The sequence below is a fragment of the Bradyrhizobium sp. LTSP885 genome, from assembly GCF_000938305.1.
Taxonomy (GTDB): Bacteria; Pseudomonadota; Alphaproteobacteria; order Rhizobiales; family Xanthobacteraceae; genus Bradyrhizobium.
Map to the genome: position 1 here is coordinate 725,183 of NZ_JYMT01000042.1, position 26,706 is coordinate 751,888.

The 26,706-nt window shown below is 63.1% G+C and carries 24 protein-coding genes; 7 read left to right on the forward strand and 17 right to left on the reverse strand.

Annotated elements, in window-relative coordinates; all coding sequences use genetic code 11:
- Positions 1-187 precede the first annotated feature (187 nt).
- On the reverse strand, positions 188-3,706 hold the full coding sequence (gene dnaE, locus UP09_RS32470) for a DNA polymerase III subunit alpha (protein WP_044542372.1): 3,519 nt from the start codon (positions 3,704-3,706) through the stop codon (positions 188-190).
- A 470-nt stretch (positions 3,707-4,176) separates the two neighbouring features.
- Here dnaE and UP09_RS32475 point away from each other — a divergent pair, with 470 nt between their 5' ends.
- Positions 4,177-4,950, forward strand: coding sequence for a hypothetical protein (locus tag UP09_RS32475; protein ID WP_044542374.1), 774 nt, complete (start codon positions 4,177-4,179; stop codon positions 4,948-4,950).
- A gap of 106 nt (positions 4,951-5,056) precedes the next feature.
- Here UP09_RS32475 and UP09_RS32480 read toward each other — a convergent pair whose 3' ends face one another.
- On the reverse strand, positions 5,057-5,326 hold the full coding sequence (locus tag UP09_RS32480; RefSeq protein ID WP_044542375.1) for a hypothetical protein: 270 nt from the start codon (positions 5,324-5,326) through the stop codon (positions 5,057-5,059).
- A 192-nt stretch (positions 5,327-5,518) separates the two neighbouring features.
- Positions 5,519-6,268 (reverse strand): outer membrane protein, encoded by a 750-nt coding sequence (locus UP09_RS32485; RefSeq protein ID WP_044542376.1) that lies wholly within the window; start codon positions 6,266-6,268, stop codon positions 5,519-5,521.
- Between the two features lie 293 nt (positions 6,269-6,561).
- Between UP09_RS32485 and UP09_RS32490 the strand changes: the two genes are divergently transcribed.
- Together UP09_RS32490 and UP09_RS37235 are read left to right on the forward strand one after the other, a co-directional pair.
- The gene (locus UP09_RS32490) at positions 6,562-6,861 is read left to right on the forward strand and encodes a DUF3551 domain-containing protein (protein ID WP_044542377.1); all 300 of its coding nucleotides are present in this window, start codon (positions 6,562-6,564) and stop codon (positions 6,859-6,861) included.
- A gap of 122 nt (positions 6,862-6,983) precedes the next feature.
- Positions 6,984-7,253 (forward strand): DUF3551 domain-containing protein, encoded by a 270-nt coding sequence (locus UP09_RS37235; protein WP_082070368.1) that lies wholly within the window; start codon positions 6,984-6,986, stop codon positions 7,251-7,253.
- A gap of 102 nt (positions 7,254-7,355) precedes the next feature.
- Here the strand turns inward: UP09_RS37235 and UP09_RS32495 are convergent, their stop codons facing one another.
- From UP09_RS32495 to UP09_RS32530, 8 genes are all read right to left on the reverse strand, one after another.
- Positions 7,356-8,054: an ABC transporter ATP-binding protein gene (locus UP09_RS32495; RefSeq protein WP_044542378.1), complete on the reverse strand. Its 699-nt coding sequence runs from the start codon at positions 8,052-8,054 to the stop codon at positions 7,356-7,358.
- 8 nt (positions 8,055-8,062) lie between these two features.
- Entirely contained in the window at positions 8,063-9,343 is a 1,281-nt protein-coding gene (locus UP09_RS32500; protein ID WP_044542379.1) for a lipoprotein-releasing ABC transporter permease subunit, read from the reverse strand.
- Positions 9,344-9,415: 72 nt separating this feature from the next.
- A complete protein-coding gene (gene proS, locus UP09_RS32505) occupies positions 9,416-10,735 on the reverse strand; it encodes a proline--tRNA ligase (protein ID WP_044542380.1) in 1,320 nt (439 codons plus the stop codon).
- A 165-nt stretch (positions 10,736-10,900) separates the two neighbouring features.
- On the reverse strand, positions 10,901-12,463 hold the full coding sequence (locus UP09_RS32510) for a copper resistance CopC/CopD family protein (protein WP_044542381.1): 1,563 nt from the start codon (positions 12,461-12,463) through the stop codon (positions 10,901-10,903).
- Between the two features lie 3 nt (positions 12,464-12,466).
- Positions 12,467-12,994, reverse strand: a complete 528-nt coding sequence (locus tag UP09_RS32515; protein WP_044542382.1) for a YcnI family copper-binding membrane protein — start codon at positions 12,992-12,994, stop codon at positions 12,467-12,469.
- A gap of 8 nt (positions 12,995-13,002) precedes the next feature.
- The gene (locus UP09_RS32520; RefSeq protein ID WP_044542384.1) at positions 13,003-13,506 is read right to left on the reverse strand and encodes a copper chaperone PCu(A)C; all 504 of its coding nucleotides are present in this window, start codon (positions 13,504-13,506) and stop codon (positions 13,003-13,005) included.
- A gap of 39 nt (positions 13,507-13,545) precedes the next feature.
- Positions 13,546-16,029 (reverse strand): TonB-dependent receptor, encoded by a 2,484-nt coding sequence (locus tag UP09_RS32525; RefSeq protein ID WP_044542385.1) that lies wholly within the window; start codon positions 16,027-16,029, stop codon positions 13,546-13,548.
- A gap of 85 nt (positions 16,030-16,114) precedes the next feature.
- Positions 16,115-16,489, reverse strand: coding sequence for a DUF2946 domain-containing protein (locus tag UP09_RS32530; RefSeq protein ID WP_245302307.1), 375 nt, complete (start codon positions 16,487-16,489; stop codon positions 16,115-16,117).
- A 465-nt stretch (positions 16,490-16,954) separates the two neighbouring features.
- On the opposite strand from UP09_RS32530, the gene UP09_RS32535 reads away from it, so the two are divergent.
- The 4 genes from UP09_RS32535 (at position 16,955) to UP09_RS32550 (ending at position 21,076) form a co-directional block, all read left to right on the forward strand.
- Entirely contained in the window at positions 16,955-17,362 is a 408-nt protein-coding gene (locus UP09_RS32535) for a globin (RefSeq protein WP_044542387.1), read from the forward strand.
- 117 nt (positions 17,363-17,479) lie between these two features.
- A complete protein-coding gene (locus UP09_RS32540) occupies positions 17,480-18,517 on the forward strand; it encodes a sugar ABC transporter substrate-binding protein (protein WP_044542388.1) in 1,038 nt (345 codons plus the stop codon).
- A gap of 9 nt (positions 18,518-18,526) precedes the next feature.
- Positions 18,527-20,029 carry a sugar ABC transporter ATP-binding protein gene (locus tag UP09_RS32545; RefSeq protein ID WP_044542389.1) on the forward strand — a complete coding sequence of 501 codons (1,503 nt, stop codon included), beginning with the start codon at positions 18,527-18,529 and terminating at the stop codon, positions 20,027-20,029.
- Positions 20,030-20,041: 12 nt separating this feature from the next.
- Positions 20,042-21,076 carry an ABC transporter permease gene (locus UP09_RS32550; protein ID WP_044542730.1) on the forward strand — a complete coding sequence of 345 codons (1,035 nt, stop codon included), beginning with the start codon at positions 20,042-20,044 and terminating at the stop codon, positions 21,074-21,076.
- 705 nt (positions 21,077-21,781) lie between these two features.
- Here UP09_RS32550 and mtnK read toward each other — a convergent pair.
- From mtnK to UP09_RS32580, 6 genes are read right to left on the reverse strand one after another with little or no spacing between them, the layout of a single operon-like run.
- A complete protein-coding gene (mtnK, locus tag UP09_RS32555; RefSeq protein WP_044542390.1) occupies positions 21,782-23,089 on the reverse strand; it encodes an S-methyl-5-thioribose kinase in 1,308 nt (435 codons plus the stop codon).
- A 39-nt stretch (positions 23,090-23,128) separates the two neighbouring features.
- Complete coding sequence (locus UP09_RS32560; RefSeq protein WP_044542391.1) at positions 23,129-23,470, reverse strand: hypothetical protein; 342 nt, start codon at positions 23,468-23,470, stop codon at positions 23,129-23,131.
- A 29-nt stretch (positions 23,471-23,499) separates the two neighbouring features.
- Complete coding sequence (locus tag UP09_RS32565; RefSeq protein WP_044542392.1) at positions 23,500-23,775, reverse strand: DUF1467 family protein; 276 nt, start codon at positions 23,773-23,775, stop codon at positions 23,500-23,502.
- A gap of 5 nt (positions 23,776-23,780) precedes the next feature.
- Complete coding sequence (mce, locus tag UP09_RS32570; RefSeq protein WP_044542393.1) at positions 23,781-24,185, reverse strand: methylmalonyl-CoA epimerase; 405 nt, start codon at positions 24,183-24,185, stop codon at positions 23,781-23,783.
- A 40-nt stretch (positions 24,186-24,225) separates the two neighbouring features.
- Positions 24,226-25,896 carry a ribonuclease J gene (locus tag UP09_RS32575; protein ID WP_044542394.1) on the reverse strand — a complete coding sequence of 557 codons (1,671 nt, stop codon included), beginning with the start codon at positions 25,894-25,896 and terminating at the stop codon, positions 24,226-24,228.
- Positions 25,896-26,702 carry a biotin--[acetyl-CoA-carboxylase] ligase gene (locus UP09_RS32580; protein WP_044542395.1) on the reverse strand — a complete coding sequence of 269 codons (807 nt, stop codon included), beginning with the start codon at positions 26,700-26,702 and terminating at the stop codon, positions 25,896-25,898. The genes UP09_RS32575 and UP09_RS32580 overlap by 1 nt, the downstream gene beginning before the upstream one ends.
- Positions 26,703-26,706 lie beyond the last annotated feature (4 nt).

A 26,706-nucleotide genomic window follows, 5' to 3' on the forward strand; every position in this document is an offset into this window, starting at 1 on the left:
GTACCAACCCCGTCGCTGACACAGCCCGACATCAACAACACAGCGGCCAACAGGACCGCGCAACGCCCAAACATATCGCCCCCAAGCACTTGCCCAGGATCGAGCATAATCGGGGACACGGTGCGGTTGCAATAGCGCTAAAGGCAAGGCTACGCGTCTCGCAAAGTCACACCGGTGACGACCGCGCCTACAGCGTCTGGACGTCGACGACACCGGCCACGGCTTTGATCGCGCCGGCGATCTGCGGCGAGACCTTGTAGCGGCCGGGCAGCTTCATCTCGACCTCGGTCTGGAGGTCGAGCATGATCACCAGCGAGACGTCGCCGTCGGTACTCCCTGCCGGTACCGCTGCCGGCGCCTGCTTTGCCGCAGGCGCCCTTCCGGCGCCGCCTGCGGCAGGCGCGGCTTCCGGCATGTTGAGCCGGCGGGCGATCGAGTCGAGCGGTTTGGTGTCGCGCACGAAGATGCGCAGGCCCTTCTGCGTCTTGGCCGCGGCCTGATCGAGCGGCTCGGCGTGCAGCACCCTCGCCCGCACGTCCTCGCCCTGCAGCTCGGCGCCGAGTTGCAGCAGTACGGCGGTGCCCGGCTCGAGCACGTCGCGGTATTGCGCCAGCCCTTCGGAGAACAGCACCGCTTCGAAATGGCCGGTCGGATCCGACAGACCCATGATGCCCATCTTGTTGCCGGTCTTGGTCCGGCGCTCCATCCGCGACACAACGGTCGCGGCCACCTTGCCCGCGGTCGCACCGTTCCTCACCGCGCGGGAAAATTCGGCCCAGGATTGCACGCGGAGCCGCTTCAGCGCAGTCGCATAATCGTCGAGCGGATGGCCCGACAGGAAGAAGCCGATCGCGTCATATTCGCGGCGCAGCCGGTCCGCGGGCAGCCATGGTTCGATCTGCGGCAGGATGATGCTCGGCGCATCGGCCGCGCTGCCGAACATGTCGTTCTGCCCTGATGTCGCGGCCTCATGGCTGCGCTGGCAGGCAGCGAGGACTGCATCCGCACCGGCAAACACCCGCGCGCGGTTCGGCTCCAGCGTGTCGAAGGCGCCCGCGGCCGCCAGGCTTTCGATGATGCGCTTGTTGACGGCGCGCGGGCTCACCCGCGCGGCGAAATCGGCCAGCGACGTGAAGGCGCCCTTCTTGCGCTCCTCCACGATCTGTTCGACGGCTTGGATGCCGACGCCCTTCAACGCGGCGAGCGCATAATAGATCGTGTTGTCGCCGACCTCGAAGGTCGGGCCGGAACGGTTGACGTTGGGCGCCTCGACCTTGATGCCGAGCCGCTGCGCCTCGGCGCGAAATTCCGAGAGCTTGTCGGTGTTGTTGAGTTCGAGCGTCATCGACGCCGCCAGGAACTCGACCGGATAATGCGCCTTCATGTAGGCGGTGTGGAACGACACCAGCGCGTAGGCGGCCGCATGGCTCTTGTTGAAGCCGTAGTCGGCGAACTTCGCCAGCAGCTCGAAGATGGTCTCCGCCTGCCCCTTTGGAACGTTGTTCTTGACCGCACCGGCGACGAAGACCGCGCGCTGCTTCTCCATCTCGGCGCGGATCTTCTTGCCCATCGCGCGGCGCAGCAGGTCGGCGTCGCCGAGCGAATAGCCCGCCATCACCTGCGCGATCTGCATCACCTGTTCCTGGTAGATGATGACGCCGAACGTCTCCTTCAGGATCGGCTCCAGGATCGGATGCAGATATTCCGGCTCCTCGTCGCCATGTTTGCGCGCACAATAGGTCGGGATGTTCGCCATCGGACCAGGGCGATACAGCGCCACCAGCGCGATGATGTCTTCGAAGCGGTCCGGCCGCATGTCGATCAGCGCGCGGCGCATGCCCTGGCTTTCCACCTGGAACACGCCGACCACATCGCCCCGCGCCAGCATCTGGTAACTCGACGCGTCCTCGATCGGCAGCGTTGCCAGATCGACGTGGATGTTGCGCGGCTTGAGCAGCTTCACCGCGACATCGAGCACGGTGAGCGTCTTCAGGCCGAGGAAGTCGAATTTGACGAGGCCGGCCGGCTCGACCCATTTCATGTTGAACTGGGTGACCGGCATATCCGATTTCGGATCGCGATAGAGCGGCACCAGCTCGCTGAGCGGCCGGTCGCCGATCACGATGCCCGCGGCGTGGGTCGAAGCGTGGCGGGTCAGGCCCTCCAGCCGCTGCGCGATGTCGAAGGCGCGCGCCACCACCGGATCCTCGTCGCGGAACGCCTGCAGCTTCGGCTCGCTTTCGATCGCCTGCGCCAGCGTCACCGGCGCAGCAGGATTCTGCGGCACCAGTTTCGTCAGCTTGTCGACCTGGCCGTAGGGCATCTGCAACACGCGCCCGACGTCACGCAGCACTCCGCGCGCCTGCAGCGTACCGAAGGTGATGATCTGCGCCACCTGATCGCGGCCGTAGCGCTGCTGCACATACTGGATCACCTCGCCGCGGCGATCCTGGCAGAAGTCGATGTCGAAGTCCGGCATCGACACGCGTTCCGGATTGAGGAAGCGCTCGAACAGCAGGCCGAACTTGATGGGATCGAGGTCGGTGATGGTGAGCGCCCACGCGACCAGCGAGCCCGCGCCGGAGCCGCGGCCTGGGCCGACCGGAATGCCCTGCCCCTTGGCCCATTTGATGAAGTCGGCGACGATCAGGAAGTAGCCCGCATATTTCATGCGGGTGATGACGTCGAGCTCGAAAGCAAGCCGACTGCTGTAGTCCTCGTCCGTCGTTCCCTGCGAGAGACCATGCACCCGCAGCCGGTTCGCCAGTCCCTCCTCCGCCTGACGCTTCATCTCGGCGGCCTCATCGGCGGCGGCATCGGAGCTCGACGCGGCTCCGACGGTGAAGAACGGCAAAATCGGCTTGCGCGTCTTCGGCCGGAACGAGCAGCGCTCGGCGATCTCCACCGTCGATGCCAGCGCTTCCGGAATGTCGGCGAACAGCACCGCCATTTCGGCGCGGGACTTGAAGCGGTGATCGGGCGTCAGTTGCACGCGATTGGTCTCGGCGATCAGATGACCGCCGGCGATGCAGAGCAGCGCGTCATGCGATTCGTAATCGTCGTTGGTCGCGAAATACGGCTCGTTGGTCGCGACCAGCGGCAGGCCCTTCGCATAGGCCAGATCGATCAGGCCGCTTTCAGCGCGACGCTCCCGATCCACGCCATGGCGCTGCAATTCGACATAGAGGCGATCGCCAAACAGGCTCGCAAGTTGGTCGCAACGCGTCGCCGCCAGCGCAGGCTGATCGGCGCCGAGCGCCAGCGCGATCGGCCCGTCCGGCCCGCCGGTCAGGGCGATCAGGTCTTCGGCGTCATCAGTGAGCCAGTCGAGCTTGATGTGCGGGGTCTGGTTGACCGGCGTCTCAAGGAACGCCCGCGAGTTCAGCTTCATCAGGCTGCGGTAGCCGCGCTCGCGCGCCGCCAGCAGGACAATTCGCGCAGGTCCCGCCGCGAGCACGCTGCGGACGTTCGGATCGACGTCGCCGAAATCGACCGCGAGCTCGCAGCCGACGATCGGCTGGATGCCGTAGCCCGCCATCTTGTCGGAGAATTCCAGCGCCCCGAACATGTTGTCGGTGTCGGTAAGCGCCAGCGCCGGCTGGCGGTCGGCCTTCGCAAGCTCGCCGAGCTTGGCGATCTTGATCGAGCCCTTCAGCAGCGAATAGGCCGAATGGACGTGAAGATGAACAAATCCGGCATTCGACATGGTTGCTCGAAGGATTTCTGCGTCAGGGATGGAGCGAGCGCCAACCCCGAAAGCAGCAATGCCTCAGGCCCGACTCGCCTCGCCATCGTGAGGCTTGGACCCTGTGGAGTCCACGCGGAACGCCGCGTGGCGGCCCACCCTCCCAGTTTTCCCCAGGGGTCGCCTATACCCCTGTTCCTGCTCGCACATTGCTAGAACTGGGTGAACAGCTGGGCCCACACCGCGATCATCCCGACGAACAGCGTGATCGATGCCAGCGCCGCCGCTTCTTCCACGAACATCCTCAACATGGCCGCCTCCCTGAATTGGAACATATGCAGAACATTGTTCCTTTTTTGTTCTCAGAGTCAAGTGCGGGTGGGTGGGTCAGTTTGGAAAATGGCCGCCAAAGAAATCCCTTGGTTAATACGGACTCGCCCTCAGCGCGATCAGCCCCATATTGTCGACCAACCGTTTCATTGGGTGATTCTATGGATTGGTCGACTTGGTTTAGTCACGTCTCGGCAAGCATCGTCGGTGGCTTCATTCTCAACTACGTGTTGGGGCCGCTTGTCATGACGACGGCTGTTGGCGCGATCTTACGCGTTGCATTCAATAAACTGAAACAGCGCAAGCAAATTATCGGTTTTGGAGTCGGCTCCTTCGTTCTTTTTACGACCATGATCTATTTCATGGGTACCAGAACGCCTCAGCCAGAACTCGCCGGTACCGTCACTTCCCTGTTTTCAGGCGTGACTACCGATGATCGCACAACACCGATCGTCATTGCTCTCAACGTGATTAATACCGGCTCGATGCAGACCATCGTCAAAAGCTGGCGTGTGACAATGAAGGCAAATGGGCAGACATATGATGCCGTGTTTTTGCCGATGCCCCCTTCCTTTACGTTCAACAATATTCCGAACGTTGCCAAGGGCCAGCCAACCGCGATCACGTTCCACGGTTCAGACAATATTCTGGAGAAGTCCCTCACTCCGGTTCAATCGGGCTCTATCGTGAGCGGTGTTTTATTTGCCGCATTCCAAAATGTGGATGGATCAATTTTCAAAGGTGTGGCGGAATATACTGTTACTTATGAGGATGTACTTTCGAGGACGTATTCAGCCTCAATAAGATCGACTGGCAGCATTTCTCCCGTGACAATTATGCCGGGGATACATGTTGAGGCGACCTGCCCCGTCCCTCCCGAAGGACTGCCCAAGTTAGGAAATGATATTACGAGCAGCATCAAGCCTTCTCAATAAGCCAAGCCCGCACTTCTCCCTGATCCGGCGGCGCATGTGCATCCCCGTCGCAATGTCTATGATCGACTTGGCGAGCTGGTTGGGGTCGCGGGGCGCCTGGGATGGTTCATTTGCCGCCCTTTAGCTTGTCGCGTTGGAGGAGGTACAGGGAGACCAAACCAAAAGGCCAGATGACAAAGAGCGTCGTCTGCCATGCGTTGAAGGCGCGGTAATCGGCAATCGTGTGAGGTTGCCCCTGCTTCCCGCAAAATCCAGTGGCGCACTCATGGAGTGGCGCATCGGGAAACCGGACCATCCCGTAGAAGAATACGGCCCCCATGACGATGGCGATCACATAAGTCAGCGACCGGGCCGATTTTTGGGACAATGCGGTCATTGCACGAATATGCGCTCCGAGCCGGCCGTTTTCCAGCCCTCACCGGCCGCCACAAACAAACTGACCCACTACCCAAGCGCGGCCGAGCACCCTTCATCCCGTGATCCGGCCCGGCGGTTAATCCGCGCATCCAACAAAAAAGCCCCGGGCCAAGGCCCGGGGCTTTCGATGCTGCTTGAGTTAAGCGAGCGATCAGTAGCGCGCGACGATCGGGCCGCCGAACTTGTAGTTCAGGCGGACGGTGACGAGATCGGCGTCCTGCTTGACGTCGACGTTGCGGCTGTTGACGCCGGCCGGGGTGACCAGGGTGTAGTTCTGGGTGCCCATGAACAGATGGTCGTATTCGACCGCAGCCGACCAGTTCGGAGCGAAAGCGTATTCGAGACCGACACCGACGGCGCCGCCCCAGCGGGTGTCAGAGGCACTGTCAACCAGCGCACCGCCAGCCGTCAGACCCTTGTAGCTGTTGTCGGTCACCGCAGCACCGCCCTTTACGTAGAGCAAGGTGGTGTTCCAGGCGTAACCGATCTGACCGGTGAACAGGCCAAACGCATCCAGCTTGGTTCGGTTGTTGAGCAGGAAGACCGCGCTGGTATTCGAGCCGCTGAAGTCAGCCCAGTTGCCCTGAGCTTCGAGGCCGAACACGAAGTTGCCGCTCTGCCAGCGGTAACCGACCTGACCACCGACCGTGCCGCCCGTCGAGTCATGGCTGCCTTCGCCCGCGGGTCCGAAGGGAACGCCGCCGATCGCAGTGGTGGTCCAGCTGTTGTGGCTCGAGCCCCAACCGCCGTTGGCACCGATGTAGAACCCGCTCCAGTCATAGACCGTGGCGATCATCGCCGGCGCCTTGGTGTAAGGCCGAGCCGCGAGATCAGCCGCGAACGCCGGCGCAGTCGCGCTGAGCGCGATCAGGCTGGCAGTGAGAAGCAAAACCTTTTTCATTTTTCCCGTTCCAACTTTTTCTACTGGCCCCCAAGGCCTCGAGACATGCTCATAGCAGTCTTCATCCGAATTGCTGTAACTTCGCTGCAACAGGAAGATCCAAACGACTCCATTCAAATTGTAAGTTAATGTTGTGTTACAGGCACTTCTTGCACTTTCGCCACATCGTCGCCGCACATATTTCACAATTCAAATCGGCGTGCGCGATTGCGCATGAGATGGTGTTGACGGGAACCCGCTTGTTCGATTTGGATCATCTCTGAAGTCGAGTCTTCGCAGCAAAGGAATGCAACATGCGGACAATGATTCTTGCTGCGGCGTCTGTGGTCGCGCTCACGACATTTGGCGCGGTTCCCGCACAGGCCGTCGGCCTGCGCTACCCCTTCTGCATGCAGGGCAACCGGTCTCCCGGTCTCAGCAACTGCGCCTATGAGACATATCAGCAGTGCAAGGCCTCCGCCTCCGGGATCGGTCAGGATTGCATCGCCAATCCCTACTATGTCGGCGACAACGACCGCCGCTCCTATCTCAACATCCCTCAGCGCCAGCGCGATCGGGATAATGGCGGCCTCCTCGGGTTGTTCATCCGCTGATCGCCGATCCCGCAACCGGGGCACGCGAACGTGATTGGACGCAGGCCCGCGCAGCGACGCCTGCTCCGGCGCAAGTTCGGCGTGCGAGGGTTTCGGACGCCCGATCGGTCGGGACATCTCTGATGCGAAAATTGATTCTGGCAGTATTGGCGCTGGTGACCGTGGCAAGCGCGCCAGCAAGCGCCCAAAAATACGATTCGACCTCCCCGGTCTGCATAACCAACTATCGATGGGGCGGCGAAGATACCGAGTGCGGCTACACGTCGATTGCGCAGTGCCAGGCATCGGCCTCCGGCCTTCCAGCGACGTGCATCAATAATCCCTATTACGCCGGGCCCTCGCCCGATCGACCGAGGGAACCAGCCAGACGGGGCCGCCGCCCGGCCTACTGAGACCAGAGCTTCTGCTCTGGTTGAATCAGAGCAGGAGCTCTAGATTCTTGTTGTGACGCGTTTTCTTCACGCGAACCGGTGTCCACTTCGCTCGAAAACGCTCTAATCCAGCTCGACGATCTGTCCGTTCGCGAGCGACACCCGGCGATCCATCCGCGCAGCGAGATCCATATTGTGGGTTGCGATCAGCATCGCGACCCGCGTCGCCTTGACGAGTTGCATCAGCGCGCCGAAGACGTGGTCGGCCGTGGCCGGATCGAGATTGCCTGTCGGCTCGTCCGCCAACAGCGCCCGCGGCGCGTTGGCGACCGCGCGCGCGATCGCGACGCGTTGCTGCTCACCGCCCGACAGCTCAGCCGGCCGGTGCTTGATGCGGTCGCCGAGGCCAAGATAGCCCAATATCTCGGTCGACCGCTTGACGGTCTCGGAGCGTTTGAGGCCGCGGATCATCTGCGGCAGCATGACGTTTTCGAGCGCGGAGAATTCCGGCAGCAGCCGATGCGACTGGTAGACGAAGCCGATGTCGGAGCGCCTGATCTGGGTGCGATCGATGTCGGACATTTGCGACGTCGGCGTGCCCGCAACATAGACCTCGCCGTCATCAGGGCTCTCCAACAATCCAGCGATATGCAGCAGCGTCGACTTGCCAGACCCGGATGGCCCCACCAGCGCCACCGACTGCCCGGGCCACAGCGCGAGCTTGGCGCCGTTCAGGATCGTCAGCGTCGTTTCGCCCTGCCGGTACTCCCGCTTGACGTCGTGAAGATAGATGACCGGTACATCTTCCGCCCCCTCGGCCATGCCCGCCCTCACTCGTACCTGAGCGCGTCGACCGGATCGAGGCGCGCGGCGCGCCACGACGGGTAGAGCGTCGCCAGGAAGGACAGCGTCAGCGCCATGATCACCACCGCAAGCGTTTCGCCGAAATCGATTTCGGCCGGAAGCTTGGAGAGGAAATAGAGCTCAGGCGAGAACAGCTCGGTGTTGGTGAGCCAGGACAGGAACTGCCTGATCGATTCGATGTTCAGGCAGATCAGCATCCCGACGACGAAGCCGGTCAGCGTGCCGACGACGCCGATCGCCGCACCTGTTATCAGGAATATCCGCATGATCGAGCCCTGCGAGGCGCCCATGGTGCGCAGGATCGCGATGTCCTGCCCCTTGTCCTTCACCAGCATGATCAATCCGGAGACGATGTTGAGCGCGGCGACCAGCACGATCATGGTCAGGATCAGGAACATCACGTTGCGCTCGACCTGCAGCGCGTTGAAGAACGTCGAATTGCGCTGCCGCCAGTCGACCAGGAACACCGGGCGCCCGGCGGCCTCGGTGACCAATTTGCGGTAGGTGTCGATCTTGTCGGGGTTGGTGGTGAACACCTCGATCGAGGACACGTCGTTGTTGCGGTTGAAATAGGCCTGCGCTTCGGTCAGCGGCATGAACACGAAGGTCGAATCGTATTCCGACATGCCGATCTCGAACACCGCCGTGATCTTGTAGGGCTTGATGCGCGGCGTGGTGCCCATCGGCGTCACCGCCCCCTTGGGCGAGACCAGCGTGATGCTGTCACCGGCGTGCAGCGACAGCTGATCGGCGAGCCGGCGGCCGATCGCAACGCCCTGCCCCTCGTCAAAACCCTCGAGCGTGCCCTGCTTGATGTTCTTGGCGATCGAGGTGAGGTTGTTGAGATCGTCGGCGCGGATGCCGCGGATGAAGACGCCGGCCGCGTTGAACGGTGAGGAGCCGAGCCCCTGCCCGTCCACCACAGGCGCGGCCAGACGGATGCCCTGGACCTGGCTGATGCGGTCGGCAACGTCCTTCCAGTCAGTCAGCGGCGATTCCAGCGGCTGCACCAGAAGATGTCCGTTGAGGCCGAGGATCTTGTCCAGCAGCTCCTTGCGGAAGCCGTTCATGACCGCCATCACGACGATCAGCGTGGCGACGCCGAGCATGATGCCGAGGAACGAAAAGCCGGCGATGACTGAAATGAACCCTTCCTTGCGACGTGCGCGCAGATAGCGTCCGGACAGCAGCCATTCGAATGGCGCAAAAGGCGGGGTACGGACTGGCTCGCTCATGGTCTCATCCATCTATCGATAATCCCATGATTCGGGCCAATTGTGGCCGGATTACCCCGCGGATAGGCGCGTGGTGAATAAACTTCAACTCGCCAGCTTTGCGACCAATTCGGCCGGGGTCATGTTCTCGCGCGAGCCATCGCTGCGACGCTTCACTTCGACCTTGCCTTCGGCGAGACCCTTGGGCCCAACGATGATCTGCCAGGGAATTCCGATCAGGTCGGCGGCGGCGAACTTCGCACCGGCGCGCTGATCGGTGTCGTCATAGAGCACATCGACGCCCTTCGCGATCAGGTCGCGATACAGGGTCTCGCAAGCGGCATCGACCGCGGCGTCGCCCTGCTTGAGGTTGAGGATCGCAGCGCGGAACGGCGCGACCGCCTCGGGCCATTTGATGCCGGCATCGTCATGGCAGGCCTCAATGATCGCACCGACCAGACGCGAGACGCCGACGCCGTAGGAGCCGCCATGGATCGGCACATCGACGCCATCGGGGCCAGCCACCATCGCCTTCATGGTGTCGGAATATTTGGTGCCAAAATAGAAGATCTGGCCGACCTCGATGCCGCGGGTGTTGACCCGCTTGTCCACTGGGACTTCGCTCTCGAACCGCGCGGCGTCGTGGACGTCCTCGGTCGCGGCGTAGACCGAGGTCCACTGCTTGATGATCGGCGTGAGATCGCCGTCATAGTCGACGTCGTCGGGCGGGATCGGCAGATCGAGCACGTCCTTGTTGCAGAACACGCCGGACTCGCCAGTCTCCGCGAGCACGATGAATTCGTGGCTGAGGTCCCCGCCGATCGGGCCGGTCTCGGCCCGCATCGGGATTGCCTTCAGGCCCATCCGCGCGAAGGTGCGCAGGTAAGCGACGAACATCCTGTTGTAGGAGCGCCGCGCAGCTGTTTCGTCGAGGTCGAACGAATAGGCGTCCTTCATCAGGAATTCGCGGCCGCGCATCACGCCGAAGCGCGGACGCTGCTCGTCGCGGAATTTCCACTGGATGTGGTAGAGGTTGAGCGGCAAGCTCTTGTAGGACTTGACGTAGGAGCGGAAGATCTCCGTGATCATTTCCTCGTTGGTCGGCCCATACAGCAGCTCGCGCTTGTGGCGATCGATGATGCGCAGCATCTCCGGCCCATAGGCGTCGTAGCGGCCGCTTTCGCGCCAGAGATCGGCGAGTTGCAGCGTCGGCATCAACAGCTCGAGCGCGCCGGCGCGGTCCTGTTCCTCGCGCACGATCTGCTCGATCTTCTTCAGCACCCGGAAGCCGAGCGGCAGCCAGGCATAGATGCCGGCCGCCTCCTGCCGCATCATGCCGGCGCGCAGCATCAGGCGATGCGAGACGATCTCCGCCTCTTTCGGATTCTCTTTCAGGATGGGCAGGAAAAACCGCGACAATCGCATGGGGTTACTCGGGAATCAGGGATGCGCCGGAAGAGCAGCAGTGAAACCGGATTGGGTGCGAAAACACAAGGCCGACAATTGCGACAAACCCGTCAAATCAGGCGATTTTCGGCCATTTCAGCGCCTTGCGCCCCACCCAGGCAGCCGGTCACGCAGGCCCTGCCCCTACCTGACCTCGACATCGTCTTCCAGCGTCACTTTCTTGAAATCGGTCACCAGGGCATCGATCTGCATGTGCCAGCGGCCCGGGAACGGCATCGGGACCTTGTTGACGTGCCAATAGCCGTCGGGTCCGAGCGCGGCGCTGCGTTCGATCGGCTCGATGCCCCGCTCGGGCAGGCTCAGCGTCAACGTCGCCTCCTTGGCGGCAAACGGGCTCGCATCACCGTTCATCAACTGCAGCACGAAATCGTTCTGTCCGACCTTGCCCGGCGCGATCAGCACCTGGAACATCGCGGTATCGGTGTGGATGTGAACGGCGAGCGGAACATCGGCCGACATCGCGAGTGCGCGCGGCGGCGGCGTGAAGCGCCAGCCGGCGACCAAGGCAAAGATCGCGACTGCAAGCACGCATTCCGCCAGCACCGATCGCAGCAGGGGTTTGGCGTTACCGACGTCGCGCGCGACCGCCGGCGTGAACACGAACCGGTTCAGCGCCGCCAGCACGAGCAACAACAGCACCAGGCCGAGCTTGAGCGCGAGGATGTTGCCGTAACGCGTGTCGATCAGCGCGGCAAAACTCTCGAGCTGGATGATGGCGAGCGCGAGGCCTGATAGCGCGATCAACGCCACGACGGGCACGGCGATGGTTGAAAAGCTCTTGAGCGTCCGCGGCAGCCTATCGCTTCGCCGCCACGCCATCGCCGCGAGCGGCCCGAGCGCGCCGATCCAGTAAGCGAGGCCGACGCCATGGATGAAAACCGCCGGCCGCGTCAGCCATTGCGGCGATGCCGTCGCGGCGTGTCCGCTCGCGGCCAGCGCGAGACCAACGCCGACCATCGCGACGGCGCTCGGTATCCGGGCCACGCTGACGGACGAAATTCGCCAGCCGATCGCTGCCATCAGCATCGCGGCAATCGCAATCAGCATCGCAGGACCAAGGCTGGTGGCTAGCGCGCTGACCCACGGCGCACGCGTCGCGAGTCCGGACAGCGGCAGGTTGAGCAGGTCAACGCCCTGCAGGCCGAGCGAGGCGATCGCGCTGACGAGTCCGACGCCGAGCGATCCCAGGATCACCCTTCCGCCCGCAGGCCCCTGCCCGATCCACGCCGCGAAGAACGCGCCGCCGACACCGATAAATAACCCGAGATAGACGCCGATCCGCGCCAGCCAGATCAGCGGAGTAACCACGCCGCCGCCCGAGGGGACCGCCGAGCCGGTCACGACGCCGATCGACAACAACAGCGAGCCGGCGACGGGATGGCCATCCTGCGACACCACGCGATAGCTGATGACCTGCGTCCCCACAGGCAGATCCGCGGGCAGCGTCACCTCGACGGATTGATCGACGGCGCGGATCGCGACGTCGCGCGGCTTGCCTGTGGCGTCGAGCAGGCTGACCGCGGTTGGCGCCACCGCCTCGTTGAAGCGGAGCACCACCGTTTTCGGCGCCTCCGCCAGCACGCTGCCATCGGCCGGTTCAGCACCAACAAGGACGGCATGCGCATGGGCCGCGGTCGCAAGACAGAGCGCGACGAGCAGCGCAGCAATGCTTGCGACCAGCCGCACGCGTCAGGACTTCGGCAGCAGCTTGACGCCGGGTGCCGGCGTTTTGCTACCACGGTCGTGGCCACCACCCTGCCCTTCGGCCGGAATGTCGATCCAGCGGCTGACGCCCTGCTCGCATTCCTGGACGACGGGGAAATACAGCGTGGTGTTCGGCTTCAGCGTGTCGGTGAGGAACGTCTGCATCACGAACTCATCGTAGTTCTTGTCCGCGAGCTTGCCGCCGCTCCAGGCCACCTCCGTTACACCTTCGGAAATCTTGGCACCGTGATTGTCATATTCAGTGGCGTACTTGCCCGTCACCGTGTCGACGTTCCAGCCAGCCTTCGGCATCGGCTTCACCCCGATCACGCCTTCCGGAATTTGCACGCGGATCTTGATCGTCGCCGAACCCGCGCAGCCATGTGGCACGGCAAACACCGCCTTGTAGGACGCGCCGACCGTCGCCTGTTTTCCTTCGAGCGTGATATGCGCCATCGCCGATGACATGGCGAGCGCCATGCCGGCGGCGACAAAGAGTGTATGCGTTCTCATGGTCGACCTCACATCTTCTTCATGTCCATATGGCCGGAATGGTCATCGCCGCCCGGCGCCTGCGCGCCGACGCCCTGCACATCCAGCGACACCGTGACCTTGCCGGCCTTCTCGAATTCGAGCGTGACCGGCACCTTGTCGCCCTGCTTCAGCTGCGCCTTCAGGTCGAACATCATCAGATGATAGCCGCCGGGCGCGAGCTTCACCGTCTTGCCGGGCTCGATGGTCAGGCCCTTGTCGAGCGGTCGCATCTTCATCACGCCATTGTCCATCGCCATCTCGTGGACCTCGATCTTGCCGGCGACGTCGCCCGAGCCACCGACCAGCCGGTCCGGCGTCGTTCCCTTGTTCTCGATCGTGAGGTAGCCGCCCCCAATCTTGGCGCCGTTCGGCGTGGCACGCGTCCAGACCTGCGAGATCACGAGATCGCCGGCCTTGACGTCCTCTGCGGACGCAGGCGCGACCATGACGAGGGCGAAGATCGCGGCAAGTCCAGCCAGTGTTCTTTTCATGATTGAAGCTCCTTTTGTTGTTGCCGACAGCTCGCCAGCTCAGAACGTGTATTTCCCGGCCAGAACGAAAGTCCGGCCCGGGAACGGGTGGAACAGGAAGTACTGCTCGTTGAAGATGTTATCGATGCCGAAATCGAACGCGAAATTCTTGGTCGCGTTGTAGTGGATCTTCATGTCCACGACGAAGTAGTTGTCGAACGCGCCGTAGACATGGGAGATGATATCGGTGTTGTCGAGTGTCGAGTACTGCTTGCCGCTGTAACGCGCCGCAACCGTGTAAGCCCAGCTTTCGTTCGGCCGATAGGTGACGCCGACCTTGGCGCGCCAGTCCGGAACATAGGGCACGCGCTTGCCGACGACGGTGGTCGGCAGGTTCGTCAACGGATTGACGCCGGCCCAACTCGCATCGGCCAATATCTTCGAATCGACATAGGTCACACTGCCGAACAATTGCAGACCGGTGACGAACACATTGTCCTTTTCGGCCGACAGCTCGACGCCCTGCATCTGGATTGCATCGACGTTGCTGATCACGGTGGTCGGAATCTGAACCTTGGTGGTGGGGTTTGTGACAAGATTCGTCTGCGAGATAATCGCGTTGTCGGTGCGCTCCTTGAACAAGGTCAATCTGACCCGTCCGTCGATCCATTTGCGCTCGATATTCAGTTCGCCGGTGAAATCCTGTTCAGGCTTGAGGAAAGGATTGGCAAAGGTAGCGACACCGCCGACCGTGAGGTTCTGGTAGAGTTCAGTTACCGTCGGGTAGCGGTACGCCTCGCCGAAATTGGCAGTGATGTTCCAGTCTTTGTTGGGATCATAGGACAGCGAGGCCTTCGGCGAGAAGTTCGTCGCACTCAGTTCGGGCTGATTGACCGAGGTCGCCGAGGTGATAACCCCGGCCGACGTCGCCGTGGTGTTGAGATTGAAGCCGTTTATCGCCTCCCAGCTCTCTAACCTGCCACCGAGTGTGAGCTTGAGGTTCGGCACAATCTTCCAGGCGTCCTGCACCCACAAAGCTTCCGTGCGCGTCTCGCCCTGGCCAGACGAATAGAGCTGTCCAGTACCAGTCAACGTCGTCGCATTCCAGACAGTCGATGCGTAAACGGGATTGTTGAGCTCGTAGCGGTCGCCATGGACGCCAAAGCTGACCTCCTGTGGTCCGTCGTAGCCAAATGGCCGCCAGATCGCCTTGGCATCTGCATTTTGCCAGTTGGTGCCGTCCATCCGGGTGATCTTGCCATTGGTCGAGTAGCCCGTTCCCGAAGCGGCAACCGTGTACGGATTGAGCTGAGTGTCCTCTAGATAGTTGTAGCTCGAAGCCGAAAAATCGAAGTCGTAGACTCCCTTGGTGTCGCTCTTGATCGACACCGCATTGCTCATGTGCGTTTCGTCCCAGACATACTTGCTGTTGGCAAAACTGCTGATGCCGGCGAAGGTTGGCGCGCCCGTGGCCGTCGAGCGCAAATAGGTCTGCGGGTCGGAGACCTGATGGTTGTTCCAGATTCCCAGCGAATAGGTTGCTTGCACAAGGGGAGTGACGTCATAAGCGACGCGGAAGTTGGCCGACGTCTGTTGCGAGTAAGCGAGGATGCCCGTGCCGACGACGTTTGCCGCCACACCCTGCTTGTTGAGCGCGGGAATCGTGCCCGCAGTACCCGCCGGTATCGTTCCGTTCGTCGTGTAGGTCAGCGGCTGCTGATAGCTGTCGAGGTAGTTGGCAGTGATCAACCACGACAGTCGGCCATCCTTGTTCCCGGCCGCCGCGCTGGTCTGGCTGGTCACATAGGTGTCCTTCGTGCCGTATTGATTCCACGGCATCACCGAGACCGTCTCCTTGGCCACGGCGAACGGCTTGTCGGGCATCTTCGACGTAATCAGCAGCACGCCGCCGATCGAGTTGCCGGGATAGGCGGCCGCGAACGGGCCGTTGAGGAAGTCGATCCGGCCGATCGCCTCCGGCGAGATCAGGTTCCATTTCGGCGAGGCGCCGGAGTTGTTGTTGCCGATCAAGGCCGAGATCAGCAGATCGTCGTAATAGATCAGCGTGCGTGCGCTCGAATTGAGGCCCCAGCTCCGCGTCGCCAGCACCGCCTGATTGTCGCCGTCGTTGCGTTTGCGCACGAACAGGCTCGGCATGTACTTAACCGCATCCTCGGGGTCCTTGAGGTTGATGGTCTCGTCGATCTGCTTCGAGGTGACGCTGAACGACCGCTGCGGCAACTGGAATCGCGCCACTGCCGGCGGCGTCCCCAGGGCGGCGTTGGCGCCCGCCCCGTCGGTCTGGACGACCACGACCGGGCGCGTCCGCTCGGCCGCGACAACGGGCGTGGTCCGCTGCCGAGCTGCGGCCGTCCGATTAGCCGGTTTGCGCGCCGCCGGCTTCGGCGGATGCGGCGATTCGACGGTGACGGGCGGGAGCACCCTTTGCTCGGCGCCCTGCGCGTAGGCGATCTCGGCCGGCGCCAGCAGCGCGGCCTGGATGGCAACAACGCTCACGCCACCGAGGGCATGATAGCGAAACATGGGAACTGTCCTGACACCGGCTCTCCTGCCGGCTGGTTCAATGGCACTGGCCGGCGCGCAAGGCGCACCGGTCGCGAGAACATCGTCAGGAGGAGAATGGCGGCGCGCGGGCCTGCGCATGCGAGCCGGCGCGGAAGCGATCGAACTCGGACGCGAAATCGAGCCACGCGACGTGGCTGGCCACGCGTTCGACGGCGACGGCTGCGATCTCCGGGGTATCAATCGGCGCCCCGGTGTGAAGCACGCTGCAGACCGAGCAACAGCCGTCATGGGCGCGATGCCCGGTTTGGTCGCCCTGCCCATTTTGTGGGCTTGCATTGCCATGGCAGATCGCGGCGGCCGCCAGCGGGTCGGAGGCGGCAAGGCTCGCCGCCCAGCACGCCCCGATCGGTGCAAAAATCTGCACCAACAGGGCAACCAGGACTATGGGCAGAAAATTCTTCAGCCGCCGGCGCATCATAAGACCCATCCGTAACGGAACTAACCATCGTGAGCGTCGGGAGTCGAGATCGTGGCGCTCTCCTGTTTCTTCCCGGCAACGAAAATTGCCGAGTGTGACGAGTTTGCGCGGGCTCCTCTGCGGAGTAGGGAAAGCGTCCGTATCCCCTTACCCGAGCGCGAGTTTTCAGGATTTTCTTGCAACCGGTAGTGGCAATATCCCAATCATTTCGCAAATTGCTCGAAATTTGAACAATCGTTGCCGAAAATGATGACAAACGAAAAAAGATAGTCTACCAATTCGGGCTCAGGCCAGCCGCAAGGCGAGTCCTGGTGGTCCAAGTCTCGGGAGGAGCCCGACGCGCACAAGCAGCGTCACCCCATCAATCAAGATCAATCGAATCTTTTGGGGCAAACAGGGTCGACACAATTTTTGGAGCAGGGCTCGGAGCCCTGCTCTTTTTTTGTCTGACGATCGCAACTTGCAATGACGTCATCATCCAATCCGATCGAGCAGAGCTTCGAACTTGCAGCTGAACGCTGCGATGATTTGACGCCGCTTGTTTATCGCCGCCTGTTTCACAGACATCCCGAAGCGCAGGCGATGTTTCGCACCGAAGGCAGCGAGCCTGTGAAAGGCTCGATGCTGTCGCTGACGATCGAAGCCATCCTCGATTTCGCCGGCGAACGCACCGGCCATTTTCGACTGATCGATTGCGAGGTGTCGTCGCACGACGCCTACGGCACGCCGCGCGAATTGTTCGTCGCGTTCTTTGCCGTGATTGCGGACACGCTGCGCGAGATCCTCGGCGAGCAATGGTCTGACGAGATCGATGCTGCGTGGCACAAGTTGTTGCGCGACGTCGCGGCCGTCGTCGCGCAACACGCCGAGTAGAAATATCCGCGGTCGCGAGGCCGTAGCGCGGCCGTTTCGATTGTGACACACTCCCTTGATCCGCGGCGCGTGCAACTGACGCCGACGGGCAGAAAAATGAAGAGGGAGCAAGCAACAATGCCAGGGATAGACAAGTCTCCGACGACCAAGTTTCCGACGACAAGGCGCGATCTTCTGCAAATGGCTGCAGCCGGCGGAGCGGCGGCAGCGCTGTTCGGCGGAATGAGCGTGAACCCCGCGCTCGCAGCCGAAATGGGCCGGTCGGAAAAGCCGCTGAAGGCCGCATTCTCCAACGCCGGACTGCAGGCGACATGGTGCGCACAAGGCAAGCAGGCCGCCGAGTTCTGGGGCAAGCTGTTCAACGTCGAAGTGACCTGGTTCGATGGCCAGTTGGACGCCGTCAAACAGCGCGCCGCGATCGACAATATGGCGTCGCAGAAATGGGATTTCGTCGCGATCCAGGCTTTCGGCATCGGCACCCTCACCCAGCCCGTGCAGAAGATGATCGACGCCGGCACGCCCGTGATCGACATGGACACGTTGATCGCGCCGCTCGACCAGATCAACGTCCACTCGTTCCTCGCGCCCGACAACGAGTTCATGGGCGCCTCGGTGACCCAGGCGCTCTGCAACGCGATCGGCGGCAAGGGCAAGGTCATCATGACCCAGGGTGCGCTCGGCCACACCGGCGCGCAGGGCCGCGCTAAGGGCTTCAACACGGTCATCAAGCAGTTCCCGAACATCGAGGTGCTCGATACCCAGCCCGGCGATTGGGATGTGTCCAAGACCGCCCGGCTCTGGGAAACCTATCTGACGAAATACCCGCAGATCGACGCGGCGTTCTTCCACAATGACGACATGGCGCTGGCCGCCGCCAACATCATGAAGGCGCATAACCGCACCAGCATCCTGATCGGCGGCGTCGACGCCATGCCGCCGGCAATCCAGGCGGTCAGCGAAGGCCGCATGTTCGCGACCGTCCGCAATCCGTCGTGTCGCATCCATGGCGGCGCGATCGTCGCAGGCGTTGCTGCCGTGGTCGGTGGCGAGAAGAGCGGCGCCCGCATCCCGAAGAGCGTCGTGACCGACGGTCCCGTCGTGACCAAGGCCAATGCCGCCGGCATGCAATGGATGGAGGATCACTTCCTGATCTGAGCACCCCGCATGTCGCAGGGACGCTCGCCGATCCTCGAGTTGAACCAGATCACGAAGGCCTTCGGCGGTGTCGAAGCCCTTCGTGGGGTCGACTTTGCGCTTCACGCCGGCGAGATCCATGGTCTCGTCGGCGAGAACGGCGCGGGAAAAAGCACGCTGATGAAGATCATCGCCGGCGTGCATCCGGAATTCTCCGGCCGCTTCATGCTGGACGGCAAGGAGACCCGCTTCCGCTCGACCCGCGATGCCCACGCGGCCGGGATCGGCATGGTGCATCAGGAGCTCAGTGTCGCCCCTGACCTCACCGTCGCCGAAAACGTCTTCCTCGGCAACCAGCCGACCAACCGCCTCGGCCTGGTGCAATGGCGGCGGATGGCGCGCGAGGCCCGCGAGCAGCTGTCTCGGTTTGGCATCGACGTCGATCCGATGACCAGGCTCGGCGACCTGCCGATCGGCCTGCAGCAGCTGATCGAGATTGCCCGCGTGCTGTTCTCGGGCGCACGCATCATCATCCTGGACGAGCCGACCTCCGCCCTCTCCCCGCCCGAGGTCGAGCGCCTGTTCGCGACGCTGCGCAAGCTGCGCGAAGAAGGCACCAGCATCGTCTTCATCTCGCATTTCATCGAAGACATCCTGCGTGTCTCCGACACGGTGACTGTGTTCCGCAACGGGCGGAAGGTCGCGGAAACCGCAGCCGCCGATACCACCAAGATCGCCCTGATCGAAGCCATGATCGGCCGCGGCGGCGAAGCGCTGGAGCACAGCTACACCGAAGACCGCATGCTGCAGCCATCCAGCGACGCCTCGGTGGTGCTGAAGGCCGACCAGCTCTCGCTCGGCCGCAACCTGCAAGACGTCTCCTTCGAGGCCCGCGCCGGAGAGGTGCTCGGGATCTACGGCTTCATGGGCTGCGGCCAGTTGGAGCTGTCGCGCATCCTGTTCGGCAAGCTGAAGCCGGATGGCGGAACGCTCGCGGTCGACGGCTCCGCGAAGCGATTCCGCAGCACCGCCGACGCGCGGCGTGCCGGCGTCGCGCTGGTGCCGGAAAGCCGGCGCGCGATGCTGTTTCACCAGGAACCGGTCTACAAGAACATCTCGATCAGCATCCTCGATCGAATCTCCACCCTGCTGCTCAAGCCCGCGCGGGAGCGCGAGATCGCGATGCGGCAGGTCGAGCAGCTGCAGATCAGGCCACCGGTCGTCGGCCTCGACCTCGGCATGCTCTCCGGCGGCAACCAGCAGAAGGTGGCGCTGGCGAAATGGCTGACCTACCCGCCGCGCCTGCTGGTGCTGTGCGAGCCAACCCGCGGCATGGATGTCGGCGCCAAGAACGACGTGATCAACATCGTCCGCGATCTCCGCGCCAAGGGACTGGCGATCATCGTGCTGTCGACGGAGCCGGAGACGGTGCTGTCGCTGGCCGACCGCATCCTTGTGCTGAAGCGCGGCGCGGTGGTGCGTGAATTCGTGGGCGAGGCGGTGAGTAAAGACCGCCTGCTCGAAGCCGCTTGATGGAGTCGAATGATGGCAAGCAGTGACGGCGCGACGACGCCGGTGGATCACAAGCGGCCGCGCGGGCTCGGCAGCTTCGTGCGCTCGCAGATGCGCAACATCGCACCGTTCCTGACGCTGATCTTTCTCAGCGCCTTCTTCGCCATATCGAGTCCCTCGTTTGCCACGCTCGACAATCTCGGCAACATCTTGACGCAGGTGTCGGTCACCGGCGTCATCGCCGTCGGCCTCACCTTCGTGATCCTGTGCGCCGAAATCGACCTGTCGATCGCCAGCATCGCCAACGTCACCGGCATCGCGGTGGCGTTTTTCACGCTGCAGGACTCCTACGTCAACATCGCCAACCTCCCGATGCCCGGCTGGGCCGCGATCCTTATGGCGCTGGCGCTGTGTGCGCTGCTCGGCCTCGTCAATGCGCTGGGCCTGACCATGATCGGCATCCCCTCCTTCATCATGACGCTCGCCATGATGCAGATCGCGGCCGGCGTCTCCGCGCTGCTGGTGCGGGGCCAGATCGCTTACAAGATACCGCCGCTGATCACGACGCTCGGCTCCGGCTCGATCGGCGGCATCCCCTGGATCGTAATCGTCGCCGCGGTGATGCTGCTCGGCGGCCATCTGGTGCTGACCTACACGCGGTTCGGCCGCTACGTCTACATGGTCGGCGGCAACCGCGAGGCCGCGGAATTCTCCGGCCTCAACGTCAAGCTGATCCTCGGCAGCGTGATGGTGATCTCGGCGGTCTGCTCCGGGATCGGCGGCATGCTCGGCGTCGCGCATTTCGGCAGCGCGCAGCAGAACGAGTTCGACACTTATCTTTTGGATTCCATCGCGGCCGTAGTGGTCGGCGGCACCAGCCTGTTCGGCGGCCGCGGCGGCATCGGCAACACCATCGTCGGCCTGTTCGTGCTCGGCGTGCTCAACAACGGCCTCGACCATGTCAATATCGACAGCTTCCTGAAGATCCTGATCCGCGGCGTCATCCTGCTCGCCGCGCTGATCATCAACGTCTATGCGCAGCGGCTGCGGGAGCGGACCGCGGACTAAGCTTGCTGACGGCGATGGCAACGGGTGCGCGGCTCTCTCACACCGTCGTCCCTGCGAAAGCAGGGACCCATAACCACAGGGTCGCGTTGTTGAAATGAGCTGTGGCCCCAGCGCTGCAAACCAATAGGCATTCGTGGGTATGGGTCCCGGGTCAAGCCCGGGACGACAGCGAATGTGTTGCGCGGTCTGTGATTCATACTTCCGCGTTCTCGCGGCATGATCTGCCCGAGCTTTGCTTCACGTTCCGCCCTCAAAGCAGAGGGCGCAGGGAATGCCGGGTGCACGCTGCACCCGCGGTCTCGTGTGCAATGGATAGAAAGAGAACGCACACGAGCATACAGGTTCAGCGGAGGCACTCCGGCATTCCCTGCGCGATGGCTTTACGGCTTATACGTGCTCTCCCCGGCGAGACCGGGCTTTGTTGTCACCGCTATCACAAAACGCTTGCGCGTTTGCGACAGGACACCGACCACTGGGGCGTCAGGTCCACACGACTTCACCGTCCGCCTCACGCGCTCTCGTCAGTTGCGCATTCGGCGGCCACCGCATCTCACCGCAACGTTCGTGACGATCGCGAGCGCCCCTCAATCGGATGAGACGGGAGATCTATAGCACTGAGTTGTCCTTCTGATAAAGCGAAATATTTTATCGCAGGGCCTTGCGCCGTCGGGCAACTCAGATGTATGGGCCGACCTTCCGTCCCAACTATCTGGCAAAATCCGGCTGCCATCCGCGCGCCTCGCGCGCCGCCCTCGTCACCGCGCCGATGGTCGTGAACGACGGCGTATCCAGCATCATGGTGCGCGCGAGCCTCAGACTCCGCGCCTCGCAAATCGCGCGCAGCTTCTCGTCGGCGATCGCCTCGAAATCGAGATTATGCGCGAGGCCGAGAATGCGCCGGATGGTTTTTGCCGCGGCGAAGCCGACCGTGTCCTGGAACAGCCGCGCCAAATAGGCCTGCCGCTCCGTCTCCAGCCGCGCGGCGCCGGCCTCGCCCGTGAACAGCGAGACCGGATAGCCGTCGCCCTTCCCCTCGCTGCGCCACAGCGCGAGGAATTTCCGGGAAAACTCGGTCCAGACGCCCTCGATCGTCTCCAGCAGCCAGGCCTCGAACGCGGCACGATCGCCGGGCGACCGCTCGTGCCCTGCGGAGGCCAGATAGGCCATGATGAGATTGCCGATGACGGCGCCGATATCGAACCCCATCGGGCCGTAGAACGCGAATTCGGGGTCGATCACCTTGGTTTCTGTTACGGTGACCATGATCGAGCCGGTATGCAAATCGCCATGGATCAGCGCCTCCGGGCTTGCCATGAATTTCAGCTTCAGCCTTGAGATCGCGACATGCAGCTCGAGGTCCTCGCGGAAGGCGGCCGCAATCGTGTCGAGCCAGGGCGCGGTCCAGCGGCTCTGTTCGGCGACGCGATAGGGGTCGGTGAAGATCAAATCCTCGGTGATCTTGCAGAGCGCGTGGTTGCCAGCGAAATCAGCGATCCCCTCCTTCTTCTCGGCGGCCGACAGCGCCAGATCGGACGAGAAGAACAGCGTCTGCGCCATGAAGGTCGAGATATCCTCGACGAAGCGCGGATAAGCGATACCGCCGATCAGCCCCTTGCGCATGATGATATGCGGCTCGAGCAACTCCATCGCAGTCAGCGCGAGCGGGTTGTCATGATGCAGGATCGCCGGCACCAGCTTCGGCGTCAGGCGTGCCTGATGCACGAGCGCCAGATGCTCGTAATGGGCGCGCGACAGCGGCAGCGGCCAGCTCTCGCCGACCAGCCGCACATAGGGCAGCGCCTGCTTGACGGCGATGCCGCCGCTGGTCCCCTTGACGATAAAGACGAGATTGAGGTTGCCGTCACCGACCTCGCTGATCGACCAGCCAGCTGGTACGCCACCGAGTTGCGCGGCGACGGGAGGTAGTCCCGCCAGATAATCGCGAAGATCGGCTTCCCGCAGGATTCGATACTGGCCCTGCCCGGAGGAGCTTGGTTGCGCCTGCAGGTTCATCTTTTTCGTCTCCCCACACTCACGGGGTGAGGTTGATCCTCACTCCCGTTCCAGGAAATTCGAGCCGATATAGGCCCGCTTCCCGACCGGATCATAGTCGCAATAAACGCTGTCGGCGACCAGCGTGTAGCTCGCGCTGACAATGTTCTTGTCGAGCTTGACCGAGCTGAGTCCGATCACGGCGGTCTTGCCGCTCCATTTGAACGGCGTGCTGCTCGGCGCCCGCTCGCAGGCAGCGACTGCGTCGGCAAAGACGGAGCTCTCGACAAAAGCCTGCACGGTGCGCAGCCGCGTCAGCGTCTTCCAGGAGAAATAGAACGATCCGGCGAGGCCGGCGGCAAGCAGCACGAAGAGAACGATCGCGATCCGCTGGAAATTCATTCATCTCCTCCGAATACTTAAAGTCGCTTCTAGAACGGCATCCCCATCAGTTTCGACAAACGTTCGACCGAAAGATAGCCGGCGTAATAGGCCCACATCCCGACCGCGAAGATCACGGCCGAGATCATCGTGGTCCAGATCAGCTTACTCCCCATCCGCGCCAGGATCGGCGCGCCGGGATCGGTGCCGGGTGCACCGACGCCGTCTTCATGCTGGCTGCGGACGCCGAACGGCAGCGTCAGAAACAGCACGAGCCACCAAAGAACGAAGTAGATCGCAAGCCCGGTGGAGATCAGGTACACCATGCGGCTCAGGCCTGCTCGATCTCGACCAAGGCGCCGGAAAAGTCCTTGGGGTGGAAAAACAACACCGGCTTGCCGTGGGCGCCGATCTTCGGCTGGCCATCGCCGAGCACCCGCGCGCCGTCGGCGATCAGGCGGTCACGGGCAGCGATGATGTCGGGCACGTCGTAGCAGATGTGGTGGATGCCGCCGTCGGCATTGCGCTCGACGAATTTCGCGATCGGCGAGGCCTCGCCGAGCGGCTCGATGAACTCGATCTTGGTGTTGGGCAGCGTCACGAACACGGTGACGACGCCATGGTCCGGCAGCGGCACGGCGTCGGAAATCTCGGCATTGAACGCGGAGCCGTAAATCTTCGCGGCCTTCCTGGCGTCCTTGACCGCAATCGCGACATGATTGAGCCGGCCCAGCATGCGTCTCTCCCTTGTCATCGCGCGCGCCTTTTAGGACGCGTCAGACCGTCAGAACGTGCACGAGGCAGATCGGCTTCTTGCCCCAGTGCTCGTTCAGCACCGACCGCACCGTGCGGCGCACCGATTCCGCCATCGCGTCCGGATCACGCCGCCGCGCCTTCGGCAGGCCCTCAATCGTCGACACGACAGCATCGAACACGATGTCGTCGAGCGGCTCACCTTCGCTATTCTTCTCCGGCATGCCGACGAGATCAACCTCGGGATCGTCAACAAGCTCGCCCTTGTCGGTCACGGCGAAGGCGATGAAGGCGACGCCGGCAAAGCCCATCCGCCGCCGCTCCACCACGGCGCGCGACTTGGAGTCCTCCAGGATGGTTCCATCCTTGTAGAGCCGCCCGGAGGGCACTTCGCCGATGATGCCGGGATCGCCGGGGCCGAGCTTGACCAGATCGCCATTGCGGCAAACCAGCACCTTCGGCACACCGGCGGCGCGCGCCAGCTTGGCGTGCTCGGCCAGATGCAGCGCCTCGCCATGGACGGGGATCAGAAGCTGCGGCCGCACCCAGGAGATCATGTCGCGCAATTCGTCGCGGCGCGGATGGCCGGAAACATGCACGAGGTGATCGCGGTCGGTGATGATCTCGATGCCTTGCATCACCAGCCCGTTGATGATGCCGCCGACCGCCTTCTCGTTGCCGGGAATGGTGCGCGAAGAGAAGATCACGGTATCGCCCTTGTTGAGCGTGACCTGCGGATGGTCGTCATTGGCAATCCGGGCCAGCGCCGCACGCGGCTCGCCCTGGCTGCCGGTGCAGAGCGCCAGCACCTTGTCGGCGGGAAAATGTCCGTAGTGATCGGTGCTGCGGAACTTATGCGAGGCGTCGAGATAGCCGCACTCGCGGGCCACCAGCACCATGCGCTCCATGGCGCGGCCGACCACGACCACCTCGCGACCGACGGCGTTGGCGGCATCCGCCACCGCCCTCATGCGGGCGACGTTGGAGGCGAAGGTGGTGACGGCGACCCGGCCCTTGGCCGCTCCGACCAGCTTCTTGATGGTGGCGGCAACCTCGGTCTCCGACGGCGAACGTCCGTCGCGCACCGCATTGGTGGAATCGCCGACCAGCGCCAGCACGCCTTCGTCGCCGATTTCGCGTAAGCGCCGCTCGTCGGTCGGCACGCCGATGATCGGGGTCGGGTCGATCTTCCAGTCGCCGGTGTGCAGCACTGTGCCGACCTCGGTCCTGATCGCCAGCGCGTGCGATTCCGGTATTGAATGCGCGACCGGGATGAACTCGACGTTGAACGGCCCGATATCGACCCGGCCGCCGGACGGGATCACGGTCACCGGGATTTTCGGCGGATTGCGCTCCGAGGCGCATTTGGCCTCGAACAGCGCGGCGCTGAACTTGGTCGCGTAGATCTTGCACCGCAGCTTCGGCCAGAGGTCGATGATGGCGCCGAAATGATCCTCATGGGCGTGCGTCAGCACCAGGCCCATCAGATTGTTGCGCTCCTTCTCGAGGAAGCGGATGTCCGGCATGATCAGGTCGATGCCCGGAAGATGCTCCTCGTCACCGAAGGAGACGCCGAGATCGACCGCGAGCCAGGATCGCTGGTTGCGGTTGCCGAGGCCGTAGATCGACAGGTTCATGCCGATCTCGCCGACGCCGCCGAGCGGCGCAAAGGTCAATTCGTCGGGTCGCGCCATCAGGTGGTCCTCATCGAGGCTGCGCTGCCGAAATAGACCTCGCCGGCCGTCACCGGCATCCGCCGGCCGTCCGCGGTGCGGACGATCAGGCAGCCGGTGTCGTCAATCGTATCGAACGTGCCTTCGAGCGCCGCATTGCCGGTCTGGATCGCGACCCTGTCGCCGAGGCCGGCGGCGCGCTCCAGCCAGAGACGACGGATGTCCGCGAAGCCGCCGCCGTTGTCCCAGATACCACGGAATTCGACCCAGGCGTCCGACAGCGCCCTAAACAGCTCCTCCGCCCCGATCTGGACACCGAGCGCCGCCAGCGACACGGCCGGCGTTGGCGTCCCCTCGGGCGCGGCGACGACATTGGTGCCGATGCCGACGACCACGGCCAGCCGGTCGCCGATGGTCTCGGCCTCGAGCAGGATGCCCGAGAGCTTCTTGCCGTCGGCCAGCACATCGTTTGGCCACTTCAACGTATATTTCGGGCTGCCAGGCCCAAGCCGCAGCGCGGCCTCGATACTAACCCTCTGCAACGCGGCCACCAGCGACAGCCCGGCCGCAAAGCCGAGCGTTGCCGCCACCGCGGGCTGAACGTCCATCACCTCAAGAACGCTGCTGGCGAGATTGCCGCGCGGCGCCACCCACGCCCGCTGCCGCCGGCCCCGTCCCGCGGTCTGCTCCGGCGTCACGAACCACATCGGCCCGCGTTCGCCCTCGCGCGCGAGCCGCATCGCCTCGGCATTGGTCGAGCCGATCTGGTCGAAGGCTGCGAGCTTGTAGCCCGCCGTTATAGCTCGGGATCCGAGAGTAAATACCATCTCA